Source organism: Lentibacter sp. (assembly GCF_965658795.1).
Lineage (GTDB): Bacteria > Pseudomonadota > Alphaproteobacteria > Rhodobacterales > Rhodobacteraceae > Lentibacter.
Genome location: NZ_CBFHTG010000005.1, coordinates 21,160 through 36,017, shown reverse-complemented (window position 1 = coordinate 36,017; position 14,858 = coordinate 21,160). Strand labels below are relative to the sequence as shown.

The following is a 14,858-nucleotide window of genomic DNA, read 5'->3' as shown; positions in this document are numbered from 1 at the left end:
GCCGCTTGGCGCGGCACTTTGCATTTGCAGCATTTGCGCGGGATGCTCGCAAAAGAAGCCCGCACCCTGCAAAAGCGACTCAAAAAGCGGCGGAGTCTGAAAATTTCGGCAGTTTCCGTGCAGGCTGCACAAAAAATGTGCACACGGATGAGCGAGATACGGTGTCTTTCCCCTCTACATTTTCGCACCAGCGCGATATGGTCAGGCAAAATAATGGCTCCGAGCAGGGCAAATCATGAGTACATCAGGACGTAAAAAGCCACCGCTGGTCGCCGAGCGCCGCTACCCGAAGAAGGCCGCGGCCGCCCCGAAAGCGGCGCCCAAAAAACGGGCACCCAGCAAGCGCAAGCCAAACAAGCCCAAGCGTGGCTTCTTGGCGCGGATGGTGTTTGGGCTCTTTGGCTGGATCTTCCGCATCCTCTGGGGCTTTGGCTGGCGCATGACACTTGTCTGCACGCTTATCCTCGGGCTGGCGGTTGGATATGTCGCGCTGACCCTGCCACCCGTTGAGCAGCTTTTTGACGGGCGCGCGCGCGGTTCTGTCACGCTTCTGGATGATGCTGGCGATGTCTTCGCATGGCGCGGTGACCAGTTCGGCGGTGCCGTCACGGCCACCTCCGTATCGCCCCACCTGAAAAACGCAATCGTCGCCACCGAAGACAAACGCTTCTACTCCCACTTCGGCCTCAGCCCCCGCGGCATCGCCTCGGCGGTGCGGATCAACCTGCGCGAAGGGCGCGGCCCGCTTTCAGGCCACGGCGGCTCGACCCTGACACAGCAAACAGCCAAGCTCATCTGTCTTGGCGTGCCGTTTGACGCCGCCATCTGGAAAAACGAAGCCGCCTACGAGGCCGACTGCCGCGAAGGCTCACTGGCGCGCAAAGCCAAAGAAGCCATCTACGCCATGGCCATGGAGGTGAAATACTCCAAAGACGAAATCCTCACTGTCTACATCAACCGCGCTTTCTTGGGCGCAGGCGCGCGTGGCTTTGAAGCCGCTGCACAGCGCTACTTTGGCAAGTCAGCCGCTCTTGTCGCCCCCAACGAAGCCGCCATGTTGGCTGGCCTGCTTGTCGCGCCCACGCGCTTTGCCCCCACCAACGATCTGGAGCGCAGCCAGGAACGCGCCGCAACCGTCGTGCGCCTGATGGGAGAGCAAGGCTATCTCTCGCCAGCAGAAGCGCGCGATGCACAAGAAAACCCCGCAACACTCTCGGAGGCCGCCCAAGCCAAAGCCGGCGGCTACTTCGCCGACTGGGTCATGACCTCGGGCCCCGAATTTTTCACCCGCAACACAACCGAAGATGTGATCATCCGCACAACACTCGACCAACGCATCCAGCGCGCAGCCGAAGATGCGATGAAAGAGATCTTTGACACAAAAGTGCGCGAAGGCTCCAAAGCCCAAGCTGCCATCGTGATCATGTCCGCCGATGGCGCCGTGCGCGCCATGGTAGGTGGACGCCAGACCCAAGTGTCTGGCGCGTTCAACCGCGCAACAATGGCCAAGCGCCAGCCCGGCTCGTCGTTCAAGCCCTTCGTCTACGCAGCCGCGCTTGATGTGGGCCGCTCTCCGCTCGATCTGATCGAAGATGCGCCCTATTGCATCCGCGTGCCCGGCTCGGGCGAATACTGCCCCAACAATTACGACAAGAAGTTTCACGGCACGATCACACTGACAGATGCACTGAAATACTCCTTCAACATCCCGGCCGTAAAGCTGGCCGAAGAAGTCGGACTGGAAACCGTACGCAAGGTCGCCTCCGAATTCGGCATCGCATCTGACCTTGCCCAAGGCCCTGCGCTAGCCCTCGGCGCATCCGAATCGAGCCTGCTAGAAATGACAGGGGCCTACGCAGGTATCCTCAATGGCGGCAGCGCCGTCACACCTTATGGCCTTGTCGAGCTGAAGCTGCTGGGCAATACCGACCCGCTCATGAGCGCGACAGGCGGTATCGGCGAACGTGTCATCCAGCAAGAAACAGCCGAAGAGCTGATCTGGATGATGAACAAAGTCGTCACCGAAGGCACAGGCGGGCGCGCAGCGCTCCCGGACCGAGACGTCGCAGGCAAGACCGGCACCTCCCAGTCGGCCAAAGACGCGCTCTTCATCGGCTTTACCGCAGATTACGTTGCAGGGGTCTGGATGGGCTATGACGACAACACGCCGCTTTCAGGCGTCACAGGCTCGGGCCTGCCTGCCGAAATCTGGCACGAAGCCATGCGCCGCACCCACGAAGGCCTGCCCGCTCATGTGCTGCCCATGCGCGCGCCCGACCCGAACGAAGGGCAGCGGCTTGATCCTGCCAACGGCCCAAGTGGCAACGGGCGCACCCAAGGCGTAATCGAACAATTGCTCCAAGGTATCTTCGGGGGCTCATCCCAAAACGAGGCTGACCGCCAACAGCGGCAAGATCAAAACCGCGAAAACCGCTAGCCGCAGATCAGGTCAACAAACACTTCCCCTGATAGCTGCCGTGGTGCGCCATCCAGCTCACAGGTGAGCGGCGCTTGCGGCGGCAGCGGTACTGAGGCAGCGCCACATTGAAGGTCTGCCACCATCATCGCCTGATCGCCGCGCACCCGTGCCACCTTGCAGCCTGACACCTTCTCAATAGCGGCCCGTGCACGCGGCTCTACCGCCGCCAAGCGCGGGGCCCACTCACTGTTGAGGCGCAAGGCCTCAGCACGATTGTCTTTGACACGCACATCAAATGTGCTTTGCCCCACAGTGATCCGCTGGGCTTCAACCCCCATAAAAGCAGTGCTCGGCATATCGCAGCCCATCACCAAAACACACAACACAAAAACATATCTCATGAAGGAAGGGTTACCCAGACTTGGTAAACAAATGGTAAACCACGGCCTCCTTGCATTCCAATTTCAGAATGTGTATATATTCCATAATTAGAATATAAGGATGCACGCAATGCAACATAGACCCGCCGATACCTATTCCCCGCTCTACTTTCTTGGCGCGCTCGGTGCTGGCGGGCTGGCTGTAACCTTCTTCATGTATCTCATGTTCTGGGTTCCACACGGCACACGTCCTGTCCCTGTCTTTGAAGACATCCTTGCGGCGCTCACCACAGGCTCGCTTGCCCTCCAAGCGGCCGTCGTGCTCGCTATTGTCGGCATCGCCGCAGCGACCTTTCTCAATGTAAAGTACCTGCTCTGGAACTTCGCCGCCCTCGCGCGCTTCCAGAAAACCGAGGCCTACACAGCGCTCCGTGCCTCAAACGCCGAAACAACTCTGCTGGCGGCACCACTGGCAACAGCCATGACGGTGAACGCCCTCTTTATCGTCGGGCTCGTGTTTGTACCCAATTTGTGGAGCATCATCGAGTATCTCTTCCCGCTCGCCCTCGTTGCCTTTGGCGCTCTGGGTGTCTGGGCATTGCGCCTGATTGGAGATTTCCTTGGCCGTGTTCTCAGCGAAGGCGGCTTGTTTGATGTCACCGCCCACAACAGCTTTGCGCAGCTTCTCCCTGCCTTTGCGCTGGCGATGATCGGTGTTGGCTTCTCGGCACCTGCCTCCATGTCCCTCGCGCCCGCAACGGTCGCAATCTCCCTGATCATTTCCACATTCTTCGCCGTTGCCGCGCTCATCTATACAATTGTGGCGCTCACAACCGCCTTCAGCTCTATGCTGCAACACGGCACAGCCCGCGAATCTGGCCCGACCCTGATGGTCATCGTTCCGATTGTGACGATCCTTTCGATTCTCTTTCTGCGCCAGAGCCACGGGCTGCACACAACTTTCGACGCTCACGCAGAAGCGGGCACAACCATGGTCTGGCTAGCGCAGATGGTGGCCATACAGGTTGTCTTCCTCTTGCTGGGCCTTACCGTTCTGCGCCGCCAAGGCTACTTTACTGACTTCGTGTTTGGGTCAAAAACTTCACCAGGTTCCTATGCACTTGTTTGCCCGGGCGTCGCCTTTTCTGTGCTTCTCCATTTCTTTGTGAACAAGGGCCTCGTCGCTGCAGGCGTGGTCACAAAGTTCGGCATCGCTTACTGGGGCGTGACAGCCATCGCGCTTGCCTCGCAAATACTTATGATTGCTTTGGTATTGCGCCTGAACCGTCAGCACTTCGGCGCAAGCGCCAAAGGAAGCGCAGTCCCGGCAGAGTGACCAAGAGCGCCCGAAAGACACTGACAGGCGGGCCCCATATGGCCCGCCTCTTTTTTAAGCATAGGCTTGCCGCACTGGCAATTTGGTAATATCGTTTTACCAATTAACCGAGAGTGCCCATGCCGTTTCAACCAGTACACCCCGAAAAGCTCAGCCGCGCAGTCGTTCGCCAGATCGAACAGCTCGTGCTGCGCGGCATCCTGCGCCCCGGTGAGCGCCTGCCCTCAGAGCGCGAACTCGCTGACAAGCTCAATGTGTCACGCCCGTCACTGCGCGAAGCCATCGGCGAGCTTCAGGAGCGCGGACTTCTGACCGCCAAAGCCAGCTCGGGAGTCTATGTGGCCGATGTGCTTGGCTCGGCCTTCTCTGATGCGCTGATTGAGCTCTTCTCGTCACACGAAGAAGCGGTGTTTGATTACCTCGCATTCCGCCGTGACCTAGAAGGGATCGCAGCCGAGCGTGCCGCGCGCCTTGCCTCCGAGACCGACCTCAAAGTTATCAATCAGGCCTACGAGCGCATGGTAAAAGCCGACAAGCGCACCGGGGCCCAAAAGGAAGCCGAGCTTGACGCAGCCTTCCACATGTCCATCATCGAGGCCAGCAACAACGTAGTCATGCTCCATATGATGCGTTCGATCTTTGATCTTCTCAAAGAAGGCGTCTTCTACAACCGCGCCCGCATTTTCCAGCAAAACGCCACGCGCGAAGACCTGCTCACCCAACACAGCGCCATCAACGATGCCCTTCAGGCCCGCGACCCGGCCCGCGCACGACAAGCCGTTGAAAGCCACCTCAACTTCGTTAACGCCGCCCTGGCCGACCAGATCAAGTCAGACAAAAACGAAGACATCGCCCGCCTGCGCTTTGAGCACGACCGCGAAGACTAAGCCCCGCTCCAAAACGAAAAAACCCGGCCATAAAGACCGGGTTCTTTAATAAGCTATGCTCCGCTGCTTAGTGGAGCTTCGCGTCCACTTGGGCAATCGCATCATCAATGAGCTGGTTGCCTGTGGCCGCCGTCATCTGCTTGGCCACAACATCACGTGCGGCGCCAACAGCCACCACAATCGCGCTGTCGCGAACTTCTTTGATAGCTGACGCTTCCGCGCTCTTGAGCTGCTCTTCCGCAGAGGTCAAACGACGCGCGATTGACGCTTTGATATCAGCCTTGGCTTGCTCGGCAGCGGCTGCTGCTTCGTCCTTGGCCGCTTCAACAATGCGGTTGGCCTGCTCTTGAACTTCTTTTTGCTTGCGCTCGTAATCAGCCAGAACTTTCTGGGCTTCGTCGCGCAGCGCACGGGCTTCATCAAGATCGCTCTTGATACCGTCCGCACGCGCATCAAGCATTCCGCCAACCATCGACGGAACTTTGAAATACAGCAGAATACCAACAAACACACAGAAACCCATCAGAACGATCAGGTCTGTGTTGCCAAGGCTCCAGAAATACGCCGAGAACGGGTTCTTGCTGGCCGCCATAGCAGGCGTTGCGGCGGTGAGGGCGAGGAGAATTGAGAGTTTCCGCATCTTCTTAGCCCTTCATCCGTGCTGTCACAGCTGCTGTGATGGTCTTGGCATCTGCCGTTCCACCCATCGCTGCAACAAGTTCTTTTGCCGTGTCTTTCGCAACGGCCTTTACGCTCTCAAGCGCGCCTTCGCGAATGGCGGCAATCGCCTTTTCGCCCTCGGCCGTTTTGGCGGCAATCTCGGCGTCGGCCTTGGCCAACGCGACATCGAGGTCTTTTTGAATATCGGCTTTTGTCGTCGCAATGATGCCGTTGGCTTCAGTGCGCGCATCTGCCAGCGCTTGGTTGTAGGCTTCTTCAGCCTCAGCCGCGCGTTGCTTAAGCTCTTCAGCCGCTGCAATATCGTTGCTGATCGTGCCCTGACGTTCCGCCAAGATTGCCGCAATGCGGGGCAATGCAACACGAGACAGAACAAGGTAGATCACGACAAGTGTGAGCAAAAGCCAGAAAACTTGATTTGCCCAAGTGGAAGGATCCAGCTGGGGCATGCCTGACTTGGCTTCGGCCGCTTTGCCCGCGGCCTCGTACGTATTGGTCGCCATGTGGCCCTCCTTCGGGAACTTGCCTGATCACCAGGTGAGCGCGATGCGCCCACCCGGCCGTAAGGATCGTTATCCGAAAAAGTTAGACAGCGAACATCAGCAGAAGCGCGACGAGGAACGAGAAGATCCCCAGAGCTTCAGCAAAAGCAATACCGATGAAGAGCGTGGCTGTTTGTGAAGCCGCTGCTGATGGGTTGCGCAGTGCGCCTGCGAGGAAGTTGGCAGCTACGTTGCCAACACCAAGTGCCGCGATGCCTGTGCCGAGTGCCGCAATACCTGCGCCGATGTGTGCGAGTTCGCCTTCCATGAGTATTCTCCTTACGATTGGAAGTTTAGATTACAATCAGACCTTAGTGGGAAGGATGCAGAGCATCTTTCAGATACACGCAGGTCAGAATGGTGAACACGTATGCCTGAATAAAGGATACGAGAACTTCGAGGCCGTACATCGCCGTAATGGCAAGTACAGAGACAGGGCTGATAACAGCGATTGCTGCAAACCCTGCAAAAACTTTGATAACCGCGTGGCCCGCCATCACGTTACCCGCAAGACGGATAGAGTGGCTCATGGGGCGTACGAAGTATGAGATGATTTCGATGATCGCGAGCACGGGGCGCAGCGCCAGTGGCGCGCTTGACACCCAGAACAGCGCAAGGAACTTGGCACCGTTTTTCACAAAACCCACAACTGTCACGGTGACAAACACCAGGAGCGCCAGAACAACCGTCACAGCAAAGTGTGATGTGGGCGTAAACGACATCGGGATAAGGCCGAGGAAGTTTGAGAACACGATGAACATGAACAGTGTCATGATATACGGGAAGAAGCCGACAGCATCTTTGCCTGCAACATCTTCAACCATTTTGTAGATAAAGCCGTAGGCAAGCTCGGCAACCGACTGTGCACGACCAGGGATCGTGGCGCGGCGCGCAGTGCCCAGAACCATCATGGCGAAGATACCGACAATCGCCAAAACCATCCAGAGTGTGGTGTTGGTGATGGTGAAGACACCCAGCTCGCCGCCAAACAAAGGCTGCACGATAAACTGATCCATCGGTTTGAATACGAGGCCTGTGCCTTCTGTGCCGTGCGTCTCAGTCGCCATGACTAACCCTTCTCGTCTCTTGCGGCCTCAGCCGCTTCTTGTGTCTTCTGGATCTCTTGTGCGGAGCGAAGCATTGTCTTCACACCAGCCGCAAGGCCCATAAATGTAAACAGCACCATGAATATCGGGAGTGTCCCGAAGGCCCAGTCGAGCCCGTATCCGATGCCAAAGCCAAGGCCCAAACCAGCCACCAGCTCGATCACCATCCGCCACGCGAGTTGCGCTTGGGAGTAGTGCTCCTCCATGTGGTCTTTCGGTGTGTGCGCCGCCTTGACCTCTTTTATGCGCTTATCAAGCTCACTCAGCCGGTCATCTTTATCGCGTATCGACACGTCAAAAGCCCCCATGGACAGTTGATGAGTAGCTATTGCGCAGCCGCCTCTGAGTCAAGTTACCTTAACGCACCCGCAAGATGAAGTTAACCCACTGATAAACATGGCATTATTAAGCCACAGCCATCTGGCGGAGATTCCGCCGCACCCGCAAAACCCTCAAAATTGAGTCAAAAGCTTTATTCAACCAACAGGTTGATCTTTGCTTTTCAGGGCAGACAAACACTCAACCAAATGGTTGACGAAAACCACAGCGCAAGCCACACAAAGCCATGACACAAACGCTTGATCTCGTCTTCTCGGCTCTCGCCGATCCAACGCGCCGCAGCATCCTCACGATGCTGCTCGAAGACGACATGGCCGTAACAGATGTGGCCGAGCCCTTCGAGATGAGCCTCGCAGCCATCTCAAAACATTTGGGGCTGCTCACCCGCGCGGGCCTGATCTCTCAAGAGAAGCGTGGCCGCGTGAAGTGGTGCAAGCTTGAGCCGGACGCGCTCAAACAGGCCTCTGTCTGGATGCAGGGGTTTGGCCAGTTCGACCCTGTCAATCTGGACGCGTTTGAGCGCTTTCTGGAACGAGAGTTTCCCGAGGCGACTTAGTCGCAGCTCAGCCGCTCTTTCAAAAACTGCGCAATCGCCTGTACTTTTGCGGTGCGGTGCAGATCCATATGCGTCACCAGCCAGAGGCTTGTGCCCCACGCCTCCTCAGGCCCCGCAACCTTGACCAGCTCTGGTATCTGCGCCTCAGCGCCATCCGCCATAAAGCCAAGCCCGATACCAGCCCGCACAGCGGCACTGGCAATCTGGAAGTCACCCGCGCGAAAGACGATCTGGCTGGGCGCCACATGCGCAGCCAGCCACTGGTAATAAGGCGCGCGTGCCTCTGCATCGACATTGCCCACAAAGCGATGGCCCGCAAGGTCATCCAGCCCGCTGGGCGCACCGTGGGCATCAATGTAGGCTTTGGAGGCATAGAGGCTCACTTCGGCGCGGCAAAGCTGCTGCACCACATTGTCCGGCTCGTCGGGCTTGCGCGCCCCCGCCCGAATCGCCACATGCGCCTCGCCGTATTCCAGCTTGAACACACGGTCCCCCGCCAGATAGCGCAGCGAGAGCCCCTCGTGCATGTCCTGAAACTCTTTGAGCAGCGGCACGATCTTGGGCGCGATCTCGGTGAGCGATGTAATCACAAGCTCGCCGCCCACCCCCGTGCTGGTCCCATGGATAAGCGACTGAAGCTGCGAGAACTGCTCGGCTGTCGCCTGCCCCACGCGCAAAAGCTCCTGGCCGGCCTCTGTCGGCGTGTAGCCGCGGGCGTGGCGCTGAAATAACTTGGCCTTCAACCGCTCTTCCAGCGCATCAATGTGACGAATCACAGTGGCATGATGAATCCCGAGGACTTCCGCAGCCCGACTCACCGTCCCCTCGCGCGCCACATGGTAGGCCGTTCTGATTTCGTCCCAATTGTCCATCTGCTCGCCCGCTCGCCCTCTATCTCAGCTTCTAGCAGCCAAGCTTAGCGCACGAGGCGGCGTTTGCAATCAGTCCCGCAGCTATCTTCTGCGCCGCTCTGCGCAAAGACACACGGCCCAAACGAAAACGGCGCCCCCGAACTCCCGCTGCGAGAAACCGCAACCAAGAGCCCGAGGGCGCCGAAAGTGTCGTCGTTCGAGTGGCTTAGGTGCCGCTTGACGCTGCAACCGCAAGCACAACCAGAGCCGCTGCCGCGATACCTGCGCCTGAGCCCATTGAACCCAGTGAGCCTGACGAACCGCCAGCTACTGGTGTTGTGTCTACGAATACGTCTGATTCCATAACCGCTGTGTCTTTGCCGCCAGCGGACGCGAATGTAGGTGCTGCGATCAGTGCGATTGCGGCGAATTTTGCTACAGTTTTCATACTTGTTACCTCGAGTTAAAATTGGCAATTACCACGAGCAACGTAAACACACCGATAATACGCATCAAGCACTTTGTATCTAAAGATGCGACTTTCGATTTTCTGTGGCAAAAATATGCTCGCCTCACCCCAGACTTGACCCCACGCACCCAAAGTCGTAGACAGCGCGCAATCATACGGAAGCCTAAACACTTCCGGTCTCGCTTGCCGAGATCGCCCCCCGTCAGCGAGTTTCGCCCACGGGGGCTTATTGTCATTGGGCGGCCCGCTCACCTCGTCGGGTCAAAACGCAGCGGTAAGGAGCCGACAAGATGTTTGAAAATCTGTCCGAACGCCTCTCAGGTGTCTTCGACCGCCTCACCAAACAAGGCGCGCTCTCCGACGAAGATGTCAAAACAGCCCTGCGCGAAGTCCGCGTGGCTCTGCTCGAAGCCGACGTCTCCCTGCCCGTTGCCCGCGCGTTCGTCAAAAAGGTGCAAGATCAGGCCACAGGCCAGTCTGTTACCAAGTCGGTCACACCGGGCCAGCAAGTTGTCAAAATCGTCCACGACGCTCTTGTCGATACGCTGCGCGGTGCCGAAGACCCCGGCAAACTCAAGATCGACAATCCCCCCGCGCCGATCCTCATGGTCGGCCTGCAAGGCGGCGGTAAAACCACAACAACAGGTAAGCTCGCCAAGCGCCTCAAAGACCGCGAGGGCAAAAAAGTCCTCATGGCCTCGCTCGATATTTACCGCCCCGCCGCAATGGACCAGCTCGCCATCCTCGGCACACAGATCGGCGTTGATACGCTGCCCATCGTCAAGGGTCAAAGCCCCGTCGACATCGCCAAGCGCGCCAAGCAGCAAGCGGCCCTTGGCGGCTATGATGTCTATATGCTCGACACCGCGGGCCGCCTTCAGATTGACGAAGTCCTGATGAAAGAGGTGGCCGATGTGGCCGCCATTGTCGACCCGCGCGAAACGCTTCTCGTGGTTGACGGCCTCACAGGGCAAGTCGCTGTTGAAGTCGCCGAAGAGTTTGATGCCAAGATCGGCATCACTGGCGTTGTCCTCACCCGTATGGATGGTGACGGACGCGGCGGTGCAGCCCTCTCTATGCGTGCCGTAACTGGCAAGCCCATCCGCTTCGTCGGCCTCGGCGAGAAGATGGACGCGCTCGAAACCTTCGAGCCAGAGCGTATCGCAGGCCGTATTCTTGGCATGGGCGATATCGTTGCGCTTGTTGAAAAAGCCCAAGACACAATCGAGGCCGAGCAAGCCGAGCGCATGATGAAGCGCTTCCAGAAAGGTCAGTTCAATATGAACGACCTGAAAATGCAGCTCGAGCAAATGCAAAAAATGGGCGGCATGGAAGGCGTGATGGGGATGATGCCCGGCATGGGCAAAATGGCCAAACAAGTGCAAGACTCAGGCTTTGATGACAAGATCATCGCGCGCCAGATCGCCCTTGTTCAATCCATGACAAAACGCGAGCGCGCCAACCCGCAGATCCTCCAAGCCTCCCGCAAGAAGCGCATCGCCAAAGGCGCTGGCCTTGAGGTCTCCGAGTTGAACAAGCTTCTCAAAATGCACCGTCAGATGTCGGACATGATGAAGAAGCTCGGCAAAGGCAAAGGCGGCATGCTGAAACAAGCCATGAAAGGTATGTTCGGCGGCAAAGGTGGCCTGCCAGCAGAAATGGGCCAAGGCATGGACCCCGCCGCGATGGAAGCCGCGGCCAAGCAGCTCGGTGCCTCGGGCAAGCTGCCAGGTCTCGGCGGCGGCATGGGCCTGCCCTCGGGTCTCTCCGGCTTTGGGAAGAAAAAGTAACCCATGCTCAACCTCGCCATCCCCACACTAGAAACCGAACGCCTTGTTCTGCGCGCCCCATGTGAGGCCGACGCGGAGCAGGAGTTTGCGTTCTGGGCGTCGGATGCGTCAAAGTTCGTTGGCGGGCCATTGCGCCCTGATGAAGCATGGCGCGCCATTGGCGGGATCTTGGGCCACTGGGTTATGCGTGGCTATGGCTTCTGGGCTGTCGATGACAAAGAGACAGGCACATATCTTGGTCGTGTCGGTCTCTGGAACCCGCTCGGCTGGCCTGAGCGCGAAATCGGCTGGACGCTGATGCCACAGGCGACGGGCAAAGGCTATGCAACCGAAGCAGGCGAAGCCGCCCGCGCACATGCCTATGATGTGCTCGGCTGGGACACTGCCATCAGCCTGATCGCGCCAGACAACACAGCCAGCAAAGCTGTCGCCACACGTCTTGGTGCCGCATTTGACTATCACTACGAGCACCCGAAGTTCGGCCAAACCGAAGTCTGGCGCCACCCCGCGCCAGAGGCGCTCGTCAACGGCGGCATGGAGGCCTACGCATAATGCACACAGCCAATATTCCCGTTCTGGAAACCAAACGCCTCGTTCTGCGCGGCCCCGAAGCCGAGGATTATCCGGACTTCAAGGCCACGTTTTCAAGCTACCGCTCGCGCTTTATGGGCGGGCCACTCAACGCCTATGAAGCTTGGATGCTCTATGCTGCCGAAATCGGTCACTGGAACATTCGCGGCTTTGGGATGTGGATGATCCACGACAAAGAGACCGACGAGACCTACGGCATGGCTGGCGGCTGGAAGCCTGCCAAATGGCCCGAAGCCGAGATCGCCTGGATCATCTGGCCAGATAAGGCGGGCAAGGGCTACGCACTTGAGGCCACCCACGCCGCGCGCGACTTCTACTACAAGCAGCGCGGCTGGGAGACAGCCGTGAGCTATCTTGACCCGAAGAACCTCGACAGTATCCGCCTTGCCGAGCGCCTTGGCGCAAAACGCGACAATGAGGCGACAAGCATCGACGGCTCTGATGCAGTCTACCGCCACCCGTCACCAGCCCAGCTGGATGGCACACAGCTGGCCCATGGCATCGACATGGAAATCAGCCACTACGCGGATCCCTTGTTCAAACCGAAAGGATGGGCGCTTGACTGATCTTCGCGCAGCCTTCGGTGTTAACGCTTTTGTAACAAAGTCTGTTCAGGCGGTGCACGCATGGTGCACGGGTTGTGCACGCTTTTCACCCCCCCTTTCCAACCGTTTTAGAGGTGCAAAATGACCGACGCTGTAACCCGCGCCGCAGCTCTTCTGAAAGAGCACCGCGACAGCATCGACCGCCTCGATGCCATCCTTGTTTATACTCTCGGCGAGCGTTTCAAGCACACCCAATCGGTGGGCAAGCTCAAAGCCGAACACGCCCTTCCCCCGTCTGATCCGGCCCGCGAAACGGCCCAGATTGCACGGCTCGAAGATTTGGCAGTTCAGGCCGATCTGGACCCTGAATTTGCCAAGAAGTTTCTCAACTTCATCATCGCTGAAGTCATTCAGCACCACCAAAAACACCAAGAATAACAGGCACATGCCTGCCACGCCATTTAAGGAGAACACACCATGGCTATGAAAATTCGTCTCGCCCGCGGCGGCTCAAAAAAGCGCCCTTTCTACCGCGTTGTTGCATCTGACAGCCGCATGCCACGCGATGGCCGCTTCATCGAGAAGCTCGGCACATACAACCCGCTTCTCGCCAAAGACAGCGAAGAGCGCGTGAAGCTTGACCTTGACCGTATCAAATACTGGCTCGGCGAAGGCGCACAGCCAACAGACCGCGTTTCACGCATGCTCGAAGCCGCTGGCGTCCTCGAGAAGAAAGAACGCTCAAACCTGAAAAAAGGTCTCCCAGGCAAAAAAGCCACAGACCGCGCCGAAGAAAAAGCAGCCAAAGCAGCAGCCGCTGCCGAAGCCGCAGCAGCTCCTGCTGAAGAAGCTCCTGCAGCCGACGAAGCTGCTGAAAGCTAAGCACTTTCGGGCTGGGGTGCCACGTGCTCCAGCCCGCATTGCGGCCCCGATATGCGCCTCCTGCTTCGCCCCTTTCGCACACTGTTTTTGATTGGCACAGCCTTTCTTGCAGGTGTAACCTACGAAAAATATTCTCACGATGATCGCTGCCAAACCGCTGGTGGGCAGGTGTCATCTGGTCTCTGTGAAGGAGCCCGCCCATGAGCGAGCGTGTCTGTGTTGGTGCCATTGCTGGCGCCTTTGGTGTCCGCGGAGAGATCCGCCTCAAGAGCTTCACAGCCGACCCACAGGATATCGCGAGCTATACGCCACTCTACACTGAAGACGGCGCAAAAAGCTTCACCCTGTCGATCACACGCCAAATAAACAACGGGTTTTCCGCCCGACTTAGCGGCGTGAACACCAAAGAAGACGCCGACAGCCTGCGTGGCGTTCAGCTCTACGCCGAGCGCAGCCAGCTGCCCTCACTGCCTGACGATGAGTTTTACCACGCCGACCTCATAGGTCTGACGGTTCTGGACACAGGCGGCACCGAGCTTGGGCGCGTCAAGGCCGTTCAAAACCACGGCGCAGGTGACCTGCTGGAAATTCAAACAACGGGCAGCAGCGCAACGGTTCTGATGCCCTTCTCACAGGCGGCCGTCCCCACAGTTGATCTGGCAACAGGCCGCATAATTGCTGACCCGCCCGAGGGTCTTTTTTGATGACACGCGTTGTGGTCCACGCAGGCTTCCACAAAACGGGAACAACAAGCCTGCAAGACTTCATGAGCCACAATAAAACAGCGCTTGGGCCCCACGTCGCTTACTATGGCAAAACAGATTTCCTCAATGCTGGCGCCCATGCGCGTATCTACGCACAGCGCCCCTTTCCGCATCGGCTTTTCAAATTCCGTCGTGCCTTGCGCAGCTTTCTCGCCGCGGTGCCTGATCATCACACCATCGTCTTGTCACGCGAGACGTTCTCTGGCGGCATGCCCGGTCATCATACTGTCTCGGGGCGGTTGATGACATCCTACCAGCGCCCCGCCAAACGGCTCGCCAAAGTTATTATTTCCGAGGTGCGCCGCAGATTTGGCGACGCGACTGACATCACGTTTTTTTACACCACGCGAGAACGCGAGGCATGGATCCGCTCAGTCTACGGCCACTTGCTGCGCTCCATTCGCCTTACAGATGACTTTGACACATTTCGCGCACGTTTCACCGAGCTCTTGGGCCCGGAAGCTGAAGCCGAGAAGCTCGCCGCAGCCTTGCCAGTGCAGGTACAGGCCGCGCGACTTGAGGACTTTGCAAAAGCACCAGAAGGCCCCGCAGCAGCTCTGCTTGATATTCTGAAAGTCCCAATGGCTACGCGCCAGAGCCTTAATGCCGTGCCGCCGCAAAACACGGGAAACACCGCCGCGCAGCAGGTCGCATTTCTGAGCCTCAACCGCGAGATTAAAAACAAGACAGCTCTCAAAGCCGCCAAGGATGCCCTGCTGTAAG

Annotated in this window: 19 protein-coding genes; 11 read left to right on the top strand and 8 right to left on the bottom strand. The window is 58.2% G+C overall.

The window, feature by feature from the left end; genetic code table 11:
• The first annotated feature begins 235 nt into the window (after positions 1-235).
• Positions 236-2,437, top strand: coding sequence for a transglycosylase domain-containing protein (locus ACTG3X_RS05055; RefSeq protein WP_439110156.1), 2,202 nt, complete (start codon positions 236-238; stop codon positions 2,435-2,437).
• Here ACTG3X_RS05055 and ACTG3X_RS05050 read toward each other — a convergent pair.
• Positions 2,434-2,775, bottom strand: coding sequence for a hypothetical protein (locus ACTG3X_RS05050; RefSeq protein ID WP_439110155.1), 342 nt, complete (start codon positions 2,773-2,775; stop codon positions 2,434-2,436). The genes ACTG3X_RS05055 and ACTG3X_RS05050 overlap by 4 nt on opposite strands.
• A 145-nt stretch (positions 2,776-2,920) precedes the next feature.
• Here ACTG3X_RS05050 and ACTG3X_RS05045 point away from each other — a divergent pair, with 145 nt between their 5' ends.
• Both ACTG3X_RS05045 and ACTG3X_RS05040 read left to right on the top strand, forming a co-directional pair.
• Entirely contained in the window at positions 2,921-4,135 is a 1,215-nt protein-coding gene (locus ACTG3X_RS05045) for a TsoY family (seleno)protein (protein ID WP_439110154.1), read from the top strand.
• A gap of 119 nt (positions 4,136-4,254) precedes the next feature.
• Positions 4,255-5,022 carry a FadR/GntR family transcriptional regulator gene (locus ACTG3X_RS05040; RefSeq protein WP_439110153.1) on the top strand — a complete coding sequence of 256 codons (768 nt, stop codon included), beginning with the start codon at positions 4,255-4,257 and terminating at the stop codon, positions 5,020-5,022.
• A gap of 67 nt (positions 5,023-5,089) precedes the next feature.
• On the opposite strand, the gene ACTG3X_RS05035 is transcribed toward ACTG3X_RS05040, so the two are convergent.
• From ACTG3X_RS05035 to ACTG3X_RS05015, 5 genes are all read right to left on the bottom strand, one after another.
• Positions 5,090-5,662, bottom strand: a complete 573-nt coding sequence (locus ACTG3X_RS05035) for a F0F1 ATP synthase subunit B (RefSeq protein WP_439110152.1) — start codon at positions 5,660-5,662, stop codon at positions 5,090-5,092.
• 4 nt (positions 5,663-5,666) lie between these two features.
• Positions 5,667-6,203 carry a F0F1 ATP synthase subunit B' gene (locus tag ACTG3X_RS05030; protein ID WP_439110151.1) on the bottom strand — a complete coding sequence of 179 codons (537 nt, stop codon included), beginning with the start codon at positions 6,201-6,203 and terminating at the stop codon, positions 5,667-5,669.
• A gap of 82 nt (positions 6,204-6,285) precedes the next feature.
• Positions 6,286-6,510, bottom strand: coding sequence for a F0F1 ATP synthase subunit C (locus ACTG3X_RS05025; RefSeq protein WP_439110150.1), 225 nt, complete (start codon positions 6,508-6,510; stop codon positions 6,286-6,288).
• Positions 6,511-6,553: 43 nt separating this feature from the next.
• Positions 6,554-7,309, bottom strand: a complete 756-nt coding sequence (locus ACTG3X_RS05020; protein WP_439110149.1) for a F0F1 ATP synthase subunit A — start codon at positions 7,307-7,309, stop codon at positions 6,554-6,556.
• A gap of 2 nt (positions 7,310-7,311) precedes the next feature.
• Complete coding sequence (locus ACTG3X_RS05015; protein WP_439110148.1) at positions 7,312-7,641, bottom strand: AtpZ/AtpI family protein; 330 nt, start codon at positions 7,639-7,641, stop codon at positions 7,312-7,314.
• A 272-nt stretch (positions 7,642-7,913) separates the two neighbouring features.
• Between ACTG3X_RS05015 and ACTG3X_RS05010 the strand changes: the two genes are divergently transcribed.
• The gene (locus ACTG3X_RS05010; protein WP_439110147.1) at positions 7,914-8,243 is read left to right on the top strand and encodes an ArsR/SmtB family transcription factor; all 330 of its coding nucleotides are present in this window, start codon (positions 7,914-7,916) and stop codon (positions 8,241-8,243) included.
• Here the strand turns inward: ACTG3X_RS05010 and ACTG3X_RS05005 are convergent.
• Together ACTG3X_RS05005 and ACTG3X_RS05000 are read right to left on the bottom strand one after the other, a co-directional pair.
• Positions 8,240-9,115 carry a LysR family transcriptional regulator gene (locus ACTG3X_RS05005; protein WP_439110146.1) on the bottom strand — a complete coding sequence of 292 codons (876 nt, stop codon included), beginning with the start codon at positions 9,113-9,115 and terminating at the stop codon, positions 8,240-8,242. The genes ACTG3X_RS05010 and ACTG3X_RS05005 overlap by 4 nt on opposite strands.
• Before the next feature lie 205 nt (positions 9,116-9,320).
• A complete protein-coding gene (locus tag ACTG3X_RS05000; protein ID WP_439110145.1) occupies positions 9,321-9,542 on the bottom strand; it encodes a hypothetical protein in 222 nt (73 codons plus the stop codon).
• A gap of 311 nt (positions 9,543-9,853) precedes the next feature.
• Here ACTG3X_RS05000 and ffh point away from each other — a divergent pair, with 311 nt between their 5' ends.
• The 7 genes from ffh to ACTG3X_RS04965 all read left to right on the top strand — a co-directional run bounded on the left by ffh (position 9,854) and on the right by ACTG3X_RS04965 (position 14,857).
• Positions 9,854-11,353, top strand: coding sequence for a signal recognition particle protein (gene ffh / locus ACTG3X_RS04995; RefSeq protein WP_439110144.1), 1,500 nt, complete (start codon positions 9,854-9,856; stop codon positions 11,351-11,353).
• A gap of 3 nt (positions 11,354-11,356) precedes the next feature.
• On the top strand, positions 11,357-11,905 hold the full coding sequence (locus ACTG3X_RS04990; RefSeq protein WP_439110143.1) for a GNAT family N-acetyltransferase: 549 nt from the start codon (positions 11,357-11,359) through the stop codon (positions 11,903-11,905).
• Positions 11,905-12,510, top strand: coding sequence for a GNAT family N-acetyltransferase (locus ACTG3X_RS04985; RefSeq protein ID WP_439110142.1), 606 nt, complete (start codon positions 11,905-11,907; stop codon positions 12,508-12,510). Before ACTG3X_RS04990 ends, ACTG3X_RS04985 begins: the two co-directional genes overlap by 1 nt.
• 120 nt (positions 12,511-12,630) lie before the next feature.
• A complete protein-coding gene (locus ACTG3X_RS04980) occupies positions 12,631-12,927 on the top strand; it encodes a chorismate mutase (protein ID WP_439110141.1) in 297 nt (98 codons plus the stop codon).
• A gap of 39 nt (positions 12,928-12,966) precedes the next feature.
• Positions 12,967-13,371: a 30S ribosomal protein S16 gene (rpsP, locus tag ACTG3X_RS04975; RefSeq protein ID WP_439110140.1), complete on the top strand. Its 405-nt coding sequence runs from the start codon at positions 12,967-12,969 to the stop codon at positions 13,369-13,371.
• Between the two features lie 200 nt (positions 13,372-13,571).
• Positions 13,572-14,075, top strand: a complete 504-nt coding sequence (gene rimM / locus ACTG3X_RS04970; RefSeq protein ID WP_439110139.1) for a ribosome maturation factor RimM — start codon at positions 13,572-13,574, stop codon at positions 14,073-14,075.
• Positions 14,075-14,857: a hypothetical protein gene (locus ACTG3X_RS04965; RefSeq protein ID WP_439110138.1), complete on the top strand. Its 783-nt coding sequence runs from the start codon at positions 14,075-14,077 to the stop codon at positions 14,855-14,857. Before rimM ends, ACTG3X_RS04965 begins: the two co-directional genes overlap by 1 nt.
• The last annotated feature ends 1 nt before the right edge of the window (position 14,858 follow it).